At 71.1% G+C, this 12,471-nt stretch carries 14 protein-coding genes and 1 pseudogene; 5 read left to right on the top strand and 10 right to left on the bottom strand.

All coding sequences use genetic code 11. The features are described from left to right. Window positions 1-114: 114 nt before the first annotated feature. Both QM611_RS02900 and QM611_RS02895 read right to left on the bottom strand, forming a co-directional pair. Window positions 115-1,113, bottom strand: a complete 999-nt coding sequence (locus QM611_RS02900; RefSeq protein WP_415078399.1) for a DUF2332 family protein — start codon at window positions 1,111-1,113, stop codon at window positions 115-117. A gap of 106 nt (window positions 1,114-1,219) precedes the next feature. Continuing rightward, on the bottom strand, window positions 1,220-2,542 hold the full coding sequence (locus tag QM611_RS02895; protein WP_415078398.1) for a bifunctional o-acetylhomoserine/o-acetylserine sulfhydrylase: 1,323 nt from the start codon (window positions 2,540-2,542) through the stop codon (window positions 1,220-1,222). Window positions 2,543-2,682: 140 nt separating this feature from the next. On the opposite strand from QM611_RS02895, the gene QM611_RS02890 reads away from it, so the two are divergent. Genes QM611_RS02890 through QM611_RS02875 form a run of 4 tightly spaced genes read left to right on the top strand, consistent with a single transcriptional unit; the run spans window position 2,683 to window position 5,273 of the window. After that, a complete protein-coding gene (locus QM611_RS02890) occupies window positions 2,683-3,465 on the top strand; it encodes an SDR family oxidoreductase (RefSeq protein WP_415078397.1) in 783 nt (260 codons plus the stop codon). Window position 3,466: 1 nt separating this feature from the next. Further along, window positions 3,467-3,955 carry a phosphoribosyltransferase gene (locus QM611_RS02885; RefSeq protein ID WP_415078396.1) on the top strand — a complete coding sequence of 163 codons (489 nt, stop codon included), beginning with the start codon at window positions 3,467-3,469 and terminating at the stop codon, window positions 3,953-3,955. 4 nt (window positions 3,956-3,959) lie between these two features. Next, window positions 3,960-4,652, top strand: a complete 693-nt coding sequence (locus QM611_RS02880) for a uracil-DNA glycosylase (RefSeq protein ID WP_415078395.1) — start codon at window positions 3,960-3,962, stop codon at window positions 4,650-4,652. Between the two features lie 9 nt (window positions 4,653-4,661). Beyond that, entirely contained in the window at window positions 4,662-5,273 is a 612-nt protein-coding gene (locus QM611_RS02875) for a GNAT family N-acetyltransferase (RefSeq protein WP_415078394.1), read from the top strand. Window positions 5,274-5,653: 380 nt separating this feature from the next. Here QM611_RS02875 and QM611_RS02870 read toward each other — a convergent pair whose 3' ends face one another. Then, the gene (locus QM611_RS02870) at window positions 5,654-5,827 is read right to left on the bottom strand and encodes a type II CAAX prenyl endopeptidase Rce1 family protein (protein WP_415078393.1); all 174 of its coding nucleotides are present in this window, start codon (window positions 5,825-5,827) and stop codon (window positions 5,654-5,656) included. On the opposite strand from QM611_RS02870, the pseudogene QM611_RS02865 reads away from it, so the two are divergent. After that, a pseudogene (locus QM611_RS02865) lies at window positions 5,818-5,982 on the top strand (transposase); the annotation flags it as partial. The gene QM611_RS02870 and the pseudogene QM611_RS02865 sit on opposite strands and share 10 nt — an antisense overlap. Before the next feature lie 94 nt (window positions 5,983-6,076). Here QM611_RS02865 and QM611_RS02860 read toward each other — a convergent pair. The 7 genes from QM611_RS02860 to QM611_RS02830 are packed head-to-tail and all read right to left on the bottom strand — an operon-like array spanning window position 6,077 to window position 12,440. Continuing rightward, complete coding sequence (locus tag QM611_RS02860) at window positions 6,077-6,403, bottom strand: hypothetical protein (protein WP_415078392.1); 327 nt, start codon at window positions 6,401-6,403, stop codon at window positions 6,077-6,079. Continuing rightward, a complete protein-coding gene (locus tag QM611_RS02855; protein WP_415078391.1) occupies window positions 6,381-7,478 on the bottom strand; it encodes a M4 family metallopeptidase in 1,098 nt (365 codons plus the stop codon). Before QM611_RS02855 ends, QM611_RS02860 begins: the two co-directional genes overlap by 23 nt. A 40-nt stretch (window positions 7,479-7,518) precedes the next feature. Then, window positions 7,519-8,307, bottom strand: a complete 789-nt coding sequence (locus tag QM611_RS02850; protein ID WP_415078390.1) for an ABC transporter ATP-binding protein — start codon at window positions 8,305-8,307, stop codon at window positions 7,519-7,521. Continuing rightward, the gene (locus QM611_RS02845; protein WP_415078389.1) at window positions 8,304-9,092 is read right to left on the bottom strand and encodes an ABC transporter ATP-binding protein; all 789 of its coding nucleotides are present in this window, start codon (window positions 9,090-9,092) and stop codon (window positions 8,304-8,306) included. The genes QM611_RS02850 and QM611_RS02845 overlap by 4 nt, the downstream gene beginning before the upstream one ends. Next, entirely contained in the window at window positions 9,089-9,982 is an 894-nt protein-coding gene (locus tag QM611_RS02840; RefSeq protein ID WP_415078388.1) for an ABC transporter permease, read from the bottom strand. The genes QM611_RS02845 and QM611_RS02840 overlap by 4 nt, the downstream gene beginning before the upstream one ends. After that, window positions 9,979-10,938, bottom strand: a complete 960-nt coding sequence (locus QM611_RS02835; protein WP_415078387.1) for an ABC transporter permease — start codon at window positions 10,936-10,938, stop codon at window positions 9,979-9,981. The genes QM611_RS02840 and QM611_RS02835 overlap by 4 nt, the downstream gene beginning before the upstream one ends. Beyond that, entirely contained in the window at window positions 10,935-12,440 is a 1,506-nt protein-coding gene (locus tag QM611_RS02830) for an ABC transporter substrate-binding protein (RefSeq protein ID WP_415078386.1), read from the bottom strand. Before QM611_RS02830 ends, QM611_RS02835 begins: the two co-directional genes overlap by 4 nt. Between the last annotated feature and the right edge of the window lie 31 nt (window positions 12,441-12,471).

The following is a 12,471-nucleotide window of genomic DNA, read 5'->3' as shown; positions in this document are numbered from 1 at the left end:
GTGCGAATCGCACGCGCGACTGCGGGTTCCTATAGCGCGACGGGGCTTGACCAGGCCGCGCGGGCTGCGGGACAGCGGGCCCAGCGGCCGCGCGGGCCCAGCGGGGCAGCGGGGTCAGCGAAACAGGGCCGTCTCGTACGTCGCGCCGTGCTGTCCGGCCAGCGCGACCGCGGCGCCATCCACGGTCTGCACGAACCGGCCCGAGGCGTCCATCCCCTCGGGGAGCTGGGCGTCGATCTCGGGGAGGGTCCCCGCCGTCTCGTTCGAGAGCCACGTGATCGTCCGCCCCAGCGCGTCGCCGAGCCCCGTGACGAGATCGGCGAACCGCCGCCGCTGCTCGGCGTCGAGGTAGAGCAGCACAGCGCTGTGGAAGACGATGAGGTGGGCGTCCCGGGGCGCGGAGTCCGCGACATCCGCCGTCCGTTCCAAAAGATCGCCGCGCACGATCTCGGGCGGATCGTCTGCGGCCACGCGCGCCGCCGCCCGCAGGCGCGCGACACGGGCGTCGTGGTCGGGGCCCGGCCAGATCAGCGTCGCCAGCCAGTCGATCGCCGCCTCGTCACGGGCGTCGATGGGGTCGAGGTCGATTCCGCGCCGCCACACGACCTCGGGCACGCGGCCCGGTGGCGGTTCGTCGATGCGGCACGCCAGGCTCACCGCCGACCGGCCGCCCGGCGGATCGAGACGGCTCGCGCCGTCGGGCCCGGCATAGTCGTAGCCGTACCGATCGGGGAACAGGCAGAGACCGGCGGCGGCGCCAACCTCCAGCAGCGCGACAGGACCGTCGATGCGGGCGAACTGCGGCACCAAGGTGGCGCACCGGTTGGGCTCGTTCGTCTGCGTCGAGCGCGCGGCGGCGGTCTCGACGATGCGATCCCAGTGCTCCAGCGCCCACGCCCGCCACTCGGGGTAGCCGCCCAGCGGGCACCCCTCCCATCGCGCCGCCGCGAAGACGAGGTTCGGCTGCTGCATGCGCCGCGGCAGGGCGCGGAGAAGATCGAGGATGCCGTGGTCGCCGGCGATGCCGATCGACCACTCCTGGTACAGCGGCGACGTGCCGCGCGCCCAACGGCGCCCGAAGTCGTCATAGGTTTGCGCGAGCGGGTCGTCCACGGAGCCCAGGCTACGCGCGCGAAGGTGTCGCGTCACGCCGCATGGCTGGCGAGTATGCGGCGCTTCGCGCCACCTTCGGATGGGTGCTCAACGGGAAAGTGGCGGCTCAGGCGCGCGCGGCCTCGCCGATCCGACGGGCTGCCGCGAGCGCCTGCTCGAGGTCGGCCTTGAGGTCGTCGACGTTCTCGATTCCGACCGACAGGCGCACCAGGCCCGGGGTCACACCGGCGGTGAGCTGCTGCTCGGGGGTGAGCTGGGAATGCGTCGTCGAGGCCGGGTGGATGACGAGCGAGCGCACGTCGCCGATGTTGGCGAGGTGGCTGAACAGCGTGAGCGCGTTGACGAACTCGCGCCCGGCCTCCACGCCGCCCTTCAACTCGAACGACAGCACCGCGCCGACGCCCTTGGGCGCGTAGCGGTTGGCGGCGGCGTACCAGGGCGAGCTCGGCAGGCCGGAGTAGTTCACCGACGCCACGTCGTCCTGGTTGTCCAGCCACTCCGCGATCTCCTGCGCGTTCTGCACGTGGCGCTCGATGCGCAGCGACAGCGTCTCGATGCCCTGGATGAGCAGCCACGCGCTCTGCGGCGAGATCGCCGCCCCCAGGTCGCGCAGCAGCTGCACGCGGGCCTTGATGATGTAGGCGAGCCCGTCGCCGACCGCGGTGGTGTACGACGCGCCGTGGTACGACGGGTCGGGCTCGGTCAGGCTGGGGAACTTCTCGACGTTCTGCGACCACGCGAACTTTCCGCCGTCGACGATGATGCCGCCGATCGTGGTGCCGTGGCCGCCGAGGAACTTCGTCGCCGAGTGGATGACGATGTCGGCGCCGTGCTCGAACGGACGGATGAGGTACGGCGTCGCGACGGTGTTGTCGACGATGAGCGGGACGCCGCTGGCGTGCGCGACGTCGGCGACGGCCTGGATGTCGAGCACGTTGATCTGCGGATTGCCCACGGTCTCGGCGAAGAACAGCTTGGTGTTCGGGCGCACCGCGCGGCGCCACTCCTCCGGGTCGTCCTGGTTCTCCACGAACGTGACGTCGATGCCGAGCTTGGCCAGCGTGTACTTGAACAGGTTGTACGTGCCGCCGTAGATCGAGCTCGACGACACGAAGTGGTCGCCCGCTTCCGCGATGTTCAGGATGGCGAACGTCGACGCCGCCTGGCCGCTGGACAGCAGCAGCGCTCCGGTGCCGCCCTCGAGCGCCGCGACCCGCTGCTCGACGACGTCCTGGGTGGGGTTCTGGATGCGCGTGTAGATGTTGCCGAACTCGGCCAGCGCGAACAGGTTCGCGGCGTGGTCGGCGCTGTCGAACACGTACGACGTGGTCTGGTAGATCGGGGTGGCGCGGGCCTTCGTGGTCGGGTCGGGCTGCGCGCCGGAGTGGATCTGCTTAGTCTCGAAGCGCCAGTTCTCGGGTGCGGACATGTCGATGGCTCCTGGTGGTTGCGCGGCGCGCGGCGACTCCGCGGGCCTGTGCACGAGGCTACAAACACCCCGCTCTGTCAACAACGACGGGGAAATGTGACGTAACAACATCGACCCCGGCGGGCACTAGCGTGGTAGCCATGACCAGGCGTGCTGTCGTGACGGGGGCGAGCTCGGGAATCGGCGCGGCGACGGTGCGCGCTCTACGCCAGAGCGGGTGGGATGTCGTCGGCGTCGCCCGCCGCGCGGACCGACTGGCCGAGCTGGAGGCCGAGACGGGAGCCGCGGTGTTCGCCGCTGACCTCACCCGGAAGGTGGATGTCGACGCGCTCGCCGCGTGGCTCGCCGACTCGGGCCCAGTCCACGCGCTCGTGCACGTCGCAGGCGGCGCGCGCGGCGCCGACCGCGTCGAGGACGGAAGGCTCGAGGACTGGACGTGGATGTACGAGGTGAACGTGCTGTCCGCGCAGCTGGTCGTGTCGACGCTGCTGCCGCTGCTGCGGGAGGCCGCGGCATCCGACGGCCATGCCGACACCGTCTTCGTGACCTCCACCGCCGCGTTCACTCCCTACCCCGGTGGCGGCGGGTACAACGCCGCGAAGGCGGCCGAGGCGATGGTCCCGCATGTGCTGCGTCTCGAGCTCAACGGCGAGCCGATCCGCGTCGTCGAGATCGCGCCGGGCATGGTGCGCACCGACGAGTTCACGCTGAACCGGCTCGGCGGCGACGCTGCGGCTGCGGCGCGCGTGTACGACGGGGTCGCCGACCCGCTCACGGCCGAGGACGTCGCCGACGTGATCGCGTACGCGATGAACGCGCCCGGCCACGTCAACCTCGACCTGGTGTCGATGCGGCCGGTGGCCCAGTCGGCGCAACACCTGCTGGCGCGCGGTCCGCTGCGGCCGCGAGGAAGGGAGCACTGACGTGGCCGACGAGCGCGAGATCCTCACGTGGGACGGCTTCGGCGAGGCGGCGCGCGAGGTCGCCCGAGCGATCATCGCCGACGGTTTCGTGCCCGACGTCGTCGTCGCCATCGCGCGCGGAGGGATGCTGCCGGCTGGCGCGATCTCGTACGCGCTCGGCGTGAAGAGCTGCGGCGCGCTCAACGTCGAGTTCTACACGGGGGTGGGCACCGTGCTCGACGCGCCTGTGCTGCTGCCGCCCGACCTCGACCTCGCGTACCTCGCCGGCCGCCGCGTGCTGCTCGTCGACGACGTCGCCGACAGCGGGCGCACGCTGCGGCTCGCCGTCGACCTCTTGGCCGAGCGCGGCGCCGACGTGCGGTCGGCGGTGGTCTACACGAAGCCCACCACGATCGTCACGCCCGACTACTCGTTCACAGAGACCGCGCTGTGGATCGACTTCCCGTGGTCGGCGCAGGGCTCGGTGGTCGAAGAGGACGCCGCGGGATGACGCCGTGGCGATGACGCTGCCCGAGTTGGCAGGCGCCGGCCTCGTCGACCGCGGCTGGGCGGAGGCGCTTGCCCCGGTCGGGCCCGACATCGCGGCCCTCGGCGACCGCCTGCGCGCGGAGACAGCCGCGGGCCGGCACTACCTCCCCGCCGGCGACCGCGTGCTGCGCGCGTTCCAGCGGCCCTTGTCGGAGGTGCGCGTGCTCATCGTCGGGCAAGACCCCTACCCCACTCCCGGGCACCCCATCGGCCTCTCGTTCGCTGTGGAGCGCAGTGTGCGGCCGCTGCCGCGGAGCCTGGAGAACATCTACCGCGAGCTGCACGACGACCTCGGCATCCCCCCAGCCGCCCACGGCGACCTGTCGGCCTGGAGCGACCAGGGCGTCATGCTGCTGAACAGAGTGCTCACCGTCGCGCCGGGGGCCTCGGCATCCCATCGCGGCTGGGGCTGGGAGCGCGTGACCGAGCACGCGATCCGGTCGCTCGTCGGCCGCGGCGGGCCGCTCGTCGCGATCCTGTGGGGGAGGGATGCCGCGAGCCTGCGCCCACTCCTTGGCTCGACGCCGATCATCGAGTCGCCGCATCCCTCGCCCCTGTCGGCGAGCCGCGGCTTCTTCGGCTCGAAGCCGTTCTCGCGCGCCAACGCACTGCTCGAGCAGCAGGGGGCCGCGCCCGTGGACTGGCGCGTGCCGGAGTAGGGACGTCGCATGCTGGAAGAGGAATACGAGAAGGAGCGCCGAAAGCTCCCGCGCCACCTGCGGAAGAAGGCCGAGCCGGAACGGGAGTTCTCGTACACCATCCGGCCCGCCGAGCAACGCGATCTGCCCGACGTCCGAGAGATCTACAACTACTACGTCACCAACTCCGTCGTCACGCTCGATGAGAGGAGGTGGACGCACGCGCAGTGGCGTGCGAAGTTCGCGCACCTGACGAAGCACAACATGCCGTTCCTCGTCGCCGAGGGGCCCACGGGCCAGATTCTCGGGTACGCCCTCGTGCACCCGTGGTCGGGCAGGTCCGCGGCCCGGCACACGGTGGAGGACTCGATCTACCTCGGGCAGGCCGCCGCGGGAAAAGGCCTGGGCAGGGCGCTGCTGGAGGCGCTCGTCGAGGCGTGCCGCGAGGCCGGCATCCGCGAGATCATCGCCGTCATCAGCGATAAGGGCGCCGAGGCGTCGATCGCCGTGCACGAGCGGCTCGGCTTCGTCGAGAGGGGCCGCATGGGGCGGGTCGGCTTCAAGTTCGGGCGCTGGCTCGGCGTCGTCAACATGCAGCTCAGCCTCAAGCCCGCCCGCAAGCGCGGCCTGCTCGGGCGCTGACGCCGGCGTTAAGTCATGCGTTGATGACGGGATAGGTGCATAGTGCGTACGAGCGCCGGTGACGGCCTGATCGGTCGTCTCGGATGACGCCGCGAGCCGCTATGATTCCGTCATGCGTGTGAACGATGCGGACCCGGCCGCGGCTCACACGGAGCACATACATCCCGTGTACTGGGTCACGCTTTGGTCAGAAGAGGCGCCCGGGCAGTGGTTCTCGCGAACGCAGAGGATCGTCGGAGCAGAGGACGTGTATGAGGTGCTTGATTTCGTAACAAAGTCTGGCTCCACGGCATACGAACTGGCAATCGAGACCCCAGGCGATCCTCATGGCCGGATAATGATTGCGGGAGCGGATCCCCTTTCATCCGATCCCATCTCTCTCATTTGGCCAGCGATCCAATAATTGCTATGTCGGCGATCATGTGCGCAAGCATGCCGGGCAGCAGAGACCGGGACCAGAGCGCAAGCAGACCAGCTCCAGCACCAAAGAGGGTGGCCAGCGTTACTCCAACCAGCCCGGAGGGTGCGCCTGCGTAGTGTGCTGCGCTCGGCATTCCTCGCGTACTTCACGACCGGACGGTCATCCAACGGCTGCACCGAAGCCGTGAACGGCATCATCGAACTGCACCGCCGACTCGCACGCGGGTTCCGCAACCGCGACAACTACCGGCTACGCATGCTCCTCGCCGCCGGCGGACTCACCCCATAACCCCCACCGAATGTCCGAAGAGCGCCCAATATGGCGGTGGACCGCTGCCTCGCAATCGGGCGCTGGCTCGGCGTCGTCAACATGCAGCTCAGCCTCAAGCAGAAGAGGCGGCCGCGCGCACCGCGGCGATGAGCTCGAGCCACGGCCCCTGCACGCGCGGGTCCGGCAGTTCCGCATCGCGCTCGACCCGCTCGCCGTCGTCGGCCACGCAGCGCGCCCACACCTGCCACACGAACAGGTCGGCGCCCGGCGGGCTCGCCGAGGGGAGCTCGTCCCACGGGCAGTCCTCGATGAGCGCCACCCAGCGGGGGGCGTCGTCGGCCCCCGGTTCGACCCGCCACTGGCGACGCAGCCCCGCCACGCCGCCGGTGCGGGTGACGGTGACCTCGACGGCGGCCTCAGCGGGCGGGTTCGGCGCCATGCTCCTGCACCCCGACTTCGGCCCACGCCGCGCGCACGGCAGCCGTCTCCTCCGACTCGGCGCCGCCCTCGCCCTCCGACGGAGGGAACAGCGCGCTCGCCGTGGCCAGGGTCGCGCCCGCGAAGGCCGCGAAGTCGGACGTCGGCGACAGCGTTCCGCCGGTGAGCGTGCGGTACCAGATCAGCCCCGCCCGCTCCCACGCGCGTCCGCCGAGCGTGGTCGCGACAAGGTGGAAGGCGTGGTTGGGGATGCCGGAGTTGATGTGCACGCCGCCGTTGTCGTCGCTCGTCTCGACGAAGTCGCGCATGTGCGCGGGCTGCGGGTCTTTCCCGAGCACGTCGTCGTCGTACGCCGTTCCGGGCGCCTTCATCGAGCGCAGCGCGTCGCCCTGCACGGCGTCGGTGAACACGCCCGCGCCGATCAGCCACGATGCCTCGTCGGCGGTCTGGCCGATCGCGTGCTGCTCGGTGAGGGCACCGAAGACATCCGACATCGACTCGTTCAGCGCGCCCGACTGGCCCTGGTAGACCAGGCCGCCGGAGTGCTCGGTCACGCCGTGCGCGAGCTCGTGGCCGATGATGCTGACCGACGAGGTGAACCCCGCGAAGACCTCGCCGTCTCCGTCGCCGAAGACCATCTGCGTGCCGTCCCAGAAGGCGTTGTCGTAGTCGAGCCCGTAGTGCACGGTCGCTCGCAACGGCATCCCGGCGCCGTCGATCGAGTTGCGGCCGAACGCCTGCGCGAACAGGTCGAAGGTCGCCCCGAGCCCGTCGAACGCCTCGTTCACCGCGGTGTCGTCCCCGGCGGGGTCGGCCTCGCGGCGCACGACCAGTCCGGGCAGCCGCGTCGAGTTGCCCGCGTCGGAGACGACGCGATCGGGCGCGGGCTCGACCCCCGCGACCAACTCGCCGTCTTCCATCGAGAAGGTCAGCCGCGAGCGCTGCGACGTGTACGAGCGCGGCGCGAGCAACGTGCGCTGGGCGGCGTCAGCCGCGCGCGGGAACGCCGGGCTCGCGCTGGCCGCGAGCCGCGCCAGCAGGTATGGCGGAACGATCGCGTGCCGAAGATTCCTCATGATCTGAGGCTACGTCGTGCCGCCGACATCCGCGCGGGGGTCACGCGTCGATGACGGGTATCGACGCGAGAAGTCGCTGTGTGTAGTCCGCCTGCGGGTGGTGCAGCACGCGCGCGGTGGCACCCTGCTCCACGATGCGTCCGTCTTTCATGACGACGACCCGGTCGCACAGGTTCTGCACCACGCCGATGTCGTGCGAGACGAGCAGCAGCGTCAGCCCGTTGCGGCGGCGCAGCGCGCGCAGCAGCTCGAGCACCTGCGCGCGCACCGTGACATCCAGCGCCGACAGCGGCTCGTCGCCGACCAGCAGCCGCGGCCCGTGCACGATGGCGCGCGCGATCGCGACGCGCTGGCGCTGCCCGCCCGACAGCTCGTGCGGGAATCGCCCGGCCATATCCGCTTCCAGCCCGACCTGCTCGAGCACGTCGCGCACGCGAGCGCGACGGTCGCCGCCGATCCCGAGGGCCCACAGCGGCTCGCCCACGATGCGCCCGACGCTCATGCGCGGGTCCAGCGACGCGTACGGGTCTTGGAAGACCACGCCGGTGGCGCGGCGCAGCCAATGCAGCGACCGGGCGGGCGCCGCGGCATCCACTTCCCTGCCCTCGAACTCGACCGTGCCCGACGTCGGCCGGTCCAGGGCCAACAGCAGCCGCACCAGCGTCGACTTGCCCGACCCCGACTCGCCGATCACGCCGACCGCCTCGCCGTCCGCCACGCTCAGCGACGCGTCGTCGAGCGCGGTCGTGAAGCGCCGCCGCTCGAACAGCGAGTCCTTCGGGAGAGGATGCCGGCGGCTCAGCCCGCGACCCTCGATGAGCGCCGTCACGAGTCCCCTCCCGGCCGCCACAGAGTCGCCGTGGCGTCGCGCAGCAGGCCCTGCGTGACCGGCGAGCGCGGCGCGGTGAGCAGGTCGCGCACGGGGGCGGACTCCACCACGCGGCCGTTCGCGAGCACGACCCCGTGGGTCGCGATCTGCGACAGCACGGCCAGGTCGTGCGTGATGAACACGAGCGACATGCCGGCCTCGTCGACGAGCCCGTGGAGGAGCTCGAGGATCTCGGCCTGGATCGTCACGTCGAGCGCTGTCGTCGGCTCGTCGGCGATCAGCAGGCGCGGCCAGCACGCGAGCGCGACGGCGATCGCGACGCGCTGGCGCTGCCCGCCGGAGAGCTGGTGCGGGTAGCGGGCCACGATGCGCTCGGGCTCGGGGAGCGACACGCGCCTGGCCTCCTCGACCGCTCGCGCGCGCGCCGCGCGCCGGTCGAGGCGCCGGTGGATGCGCACCGACTCGGCGATCTGCCGCCCGACGGTGCGGATCGGGTTCAGCGCCGTGCGGGGCTCTTGGAACACGATGCCGATCTCGTCGCCGCGCAGCTGCGCGAGCTCGCGGTCGGGCAGTCCGAGCAGCTCGCGGCCGCCCCACCGCACGCTGCCGGTCACGCTCGCGCTCTCCGGCAGCAGCCCGAGGATCGCCAGCGCGGTGACCGACTTGCCCGAGCCGGACTCGCCGATCAGGCCCAGCCGCGCGCCGTCGGGCACCTCGAACGACACACCGTCGACGACGCGCCGGCCGCCCAGCTCGACGACGAGGTCGTGCACCGCGAGGCTCATGCGCGCACCCCCGGAACGTGGCGGATCGCGGCTCGTGGCGGGTGCAGCCGGTCGCGGCCGCGCGACAGCGTGGGGTCGGTGGCCTCGCGCAGCGCGTCGCCGAGCAGGTTCAGCCCGAGCACCGTGACCGTGATCGCGAGCCCTGGCCACACCACCGACAGCGGGTGCACCGTGATGTGCTGCTGCAGGTCGGCCAGCAGCACGCCCCACGACGGCTCGGTCGCCGGCGCGCCGAAGCCGAGGTACGACAGCCCGGCCTCGGCGAGCACCGCGATCGCCATGCCCCACGACAGCTGCACGATGAACACCGGCGCCACGTTGGGGAGCAGGTGCCGCCACAGGTTCTGCGTCGCGGTGAGGCCCGCCGAGCGGCCGGCGAGCACGAAGTCGCTGTGCAGCACGCGCCGCAGTTCGGGGCGCGTGACGCGCGCGATGTTGACGCCGAAGCCGATGCCCACCGACCACACGACGACCCACAGCGAGCCGCCCCACACCGCGGAGATCATCATCGCGATGAGCAGCACGGGGAAGGCGATGAGGATGTCGACGAGAACGGCCGTCGCCTCGCGCACCCACCGCGCGCTGAGCGCTCCGACCGCCGCCAGCGCGATGCCGAGGACGGTGGCGACCACGCCCGCGCCCACGGCGACGAAGACGGTGGTGCGCGCGCCGCCCATGATCAGGCTCAGGATGTCGCGACCCGTCGCGTCAGCGCCCAACAGGTGCGGCCAGCCGGGCGGAGCCCAGCGGTTCGGGACGTCGGCGTGCCGCACGTTGAAGGGGGTCCACCACAGCGCGACTGCCGCCGTCGCGGCGACGGCGGCGACGACGACGATTCCGAAGCGGCCCGTGGACAGCGCCCACAGCCGGCGGAGCCAGCCCCGCCTCACGATTCTGCTTCCGTCTGCCGCAGCCGCGGGTCGATTGCCCGGTGGGCGAGGTCGACCACGAAGCCCACCACCAGCACGAAGCCGGTGAGCACGAGCAGTTCGCTCTGCACCTTGGGCAGGTCGCGGTTGCCGACATCGGCCACCAGCATCCGTCCCACTCCGGGAAGGCCGAACAACTGCTCGATCACGACGGCGCCGACGATGATGCCGGCGACCTGCAGCCCCAGCACCGTGATGACCGAGAGGCCGACGTTGGGCAGTCCGTGGCGCACCAGCGCCTGCGTGCGCGTGAGACCCTTGGCCGCGGCGGTGCGCACGAAGTCTTGGCCGACCGCCTGCAGCGTCGCGCTGCGCACGAACCGCAGCAGCACGGCACCCTCGATGATCCCGATCGTGAGCGCGGGCAGCAGCAGCGAGCGCAGCGCGGTGGCGGGCTGCTGCCATCCTGTCCGGGGGAAGCCCTGCGCCGGCAGCCAGTGCAGCCACAGCGCGAAGGCGATGACCAGCATCATCCCGGCCCACACCACGGGCACCGCCGCGAGCACCTGGGCGCTCACGCTCAGTGCGGTGCCGCCCGCCCGCCCGCGGCGCATCGCGGAGACGACGCCGAGCGGGATGCTGAACAGCAGCGCGATGGTCAGCGACAGCAGTCCGAGCGGCAGCGTGACGGCGGACTTCTCCGCGATCTCGGCGGCGACCGGCGAGCCGGTGAGCATCGAGTGGCCCAGGTCGCCGCGCAGGATCCCGCCGGCCCACGCCGCGTACTGCGCGGTCAGCGGCACGTTCAGGCCCAGCTCCTCGCGGATCGCCGCGACCTGCTCGGGCGTGGCGGTGACTCCGCCGATGAGCTGGGCGACGTCGCCGGGCAGCACCCGCAGAGTCACGAAGATCAGCGCGCTGGCCACGAACAGGCCCACCACCAGCAGGGCGAGCCGGGTCAGCGCGTAGCGGATCACTCCGTGCTCTTGGCGACGTCCACCAGGAAGAGGCGGGCATTGACGTTGTCGGCCGGGAGCCCGGTGATGCCGGTGGCGACGGCCTGCACCGACTGCCAGTTGAAGATCCAGTCGGCCGCCATGTCCTCCGACACGATGCGCGCGGCCTGCTTCAGGAGATCGGCGGCAGCGGCCTCGTCGACGGCGCTCAACGACTGCTGGTACAGGCTCTGCACCTCGGGGCTGTCGTACGTGAAGTAGTAGTCCGGGTTCGCCCAGTTCTCGAAGTCGCGGGCCTCGGCGTGGTCGACGAGCGACAGGTCGTAGTCCTTGTTGGTGTACACCTGGTCGATCCACGTGTTGAAATCGACGGTGTCGACCGTCAGGGTGATGCCCACCGCGTCGAGGTCGGAGACGAGAGCCGTCGACACCGCCGTCGGGTAGAACGACGGCACGGTGAGCGTCAGCGCCGTGCCCTCGGCGCCCGCGTCGGCCAGCAGCTGCTTGGCCGCCTCCGGGTCGTACGGAACCAGGCTCGACAGGTCTTCGTAGCCCGGGTCGGGCTCGGGGATCGGCCCGTACAGGGGGCGGCCCGCGCCGGCCAGCTCGATCTGCGCGTCGTGGTTGATCGCCTGGCGGATCGCCTTGCGCACGTTCTTGTCCGACAGCGGCTCCCTCGTGCTGTTCATCGCGAGCACGTACTTGTCGGTGGCCGAGCCGAGCACGAGCTGGAAGTCGCCATTCGCCTCGACCTGGTCTTTCAGGGTCGCATCGAAGCCGGTGAGCACGTCGAAGTCGCCGGCCAGCGCTCCGTTGAGCGCCGCCTGGTTGTCCGGCACGTAGTGGAAGGCGATCTGCTTTGCCTTCGCCTTGTCGCTCCAGTACTCGTCGTTGCGCTCGAACGTGATGCTGTCGCCCTGCTTCCAGGCCAGGAGTGTGAAGGGCCCCGTGCCGTTGGCGGCGGTCTTGTAGTCGATCGTGTCGTTGCGCTTGAACACGAGGCCCGCCCGCCCGCTGAGGTTCCACAGCAGCGAGGAGTCGGGCTCAGACAGCGTCAGCGTGATGGTCTGGCCCTTTGCCTGGATCTTCTTCACGCGCGACAGGCGCGCGGCGTCGGTGCCCTCCTTCTTCTGTGTGCGCAGCGACCACACGACGTCCGCGGGCGTCAGTTTCTTGCCGTCGTGGAACGTGATTCCCTCGCGCAGGGTGAAGGTGTAGGTCAGGCCGTCGTCCGACACCGTGTACTCGCTGGCCAGCGACGGCTCGATGGTCTGGTCGGGCAAGCGTCGCACGAGGCCTTGGTAGATGTTGTCGATGAGGATCTGGTCCAGGGCCGCCCCCGCGGTGTGCAGAATGTCGAGGTTGCCCGGCTCGAGCACAAGGCGGATCGCGACCGTCGCGTCGGGGTCGGGCGCGCCGGTCGCAGTCGGCGCCGGCTCCTCGCCGCCCGTGCACGCGGACAGGAGCAGCGCGCTCGCGGCCGCCAGTGCGGTCACGGTGAGAACGAGGCGGGTGCGGCGCATGGTCGGGATCCTTTCGCGGGACGCTTCGCGT

It is taken from the genome of Microbacterium sp., assembly GCF_047606685.1.
In the GTDB taxonomy this organism is placed as follows: Bacteria; Actinomycetota; Actinomycetes; order Actinomycetales; family Microbacteriaceae; genus Microbacterium.
Note: the sequence above shows the minus strand (reverse complement) of the source record. Positions and strands in the feature narration are given on the sequence as shown.

Coding starts and splice junctions, on each gene's coding strand:
- QM611_RS02830 (WP_415078386.1), bottom strand. CDS start 12,440: ATGCGCCGCACCCGCCTCGTTCTCACCGTGACCGCACTGGCGGCCGCG.
- QM611_RS02895 (WP_415078398.1), bottom strand. CDS start 2,542: ATGTCCGCACCCGAGAACTGGCGCTTCGAGACTAAGCAGATCCACTCC.
- QM611_RS02845 (WP_415078389.1), bottom strand. CDS start 9,092: ATGAGCCTCGCGGTGCACGACCTCGTCGTCGAGCTGGGCGGCCGGCGC.
- QM611_RS02890 (WP_415078397.1), top strand. CDS start 2,683: ATGACCAGGCGTGCTGTCGTGACGGGGGCGAGCTCGGGAATCGGCGCG.
- QM611_RS02860 (WP_415078392.1), bottom strand. CDS start 6,403: ATGGCGCCGAACCCGCCCGCTGAGGCCGCCGTCGAGGTCACCGTCACC.
- QM611_RS02875 (WP_415078394.1), top strand. CDS start 4,662: ATGCTGGAAGAGGAATACGAGAAGGAGCGCCGAAAGCTCCCGCGCCAC.
- QM611_RS02870 (WP_415078393.1), bottom strand. CDS start 5,827: ATGCCGAGCGCAGCACACTACGCAGGCGCACCCTCCGGGCTGGTTGGA.
- QM611_RS02855 (WP_415078391.1), bottom strand. CDS start 7,478: ATGAGGAATCTTCGGCACGCGATCGTTCCGCCATACCTGCTGGCGCGG.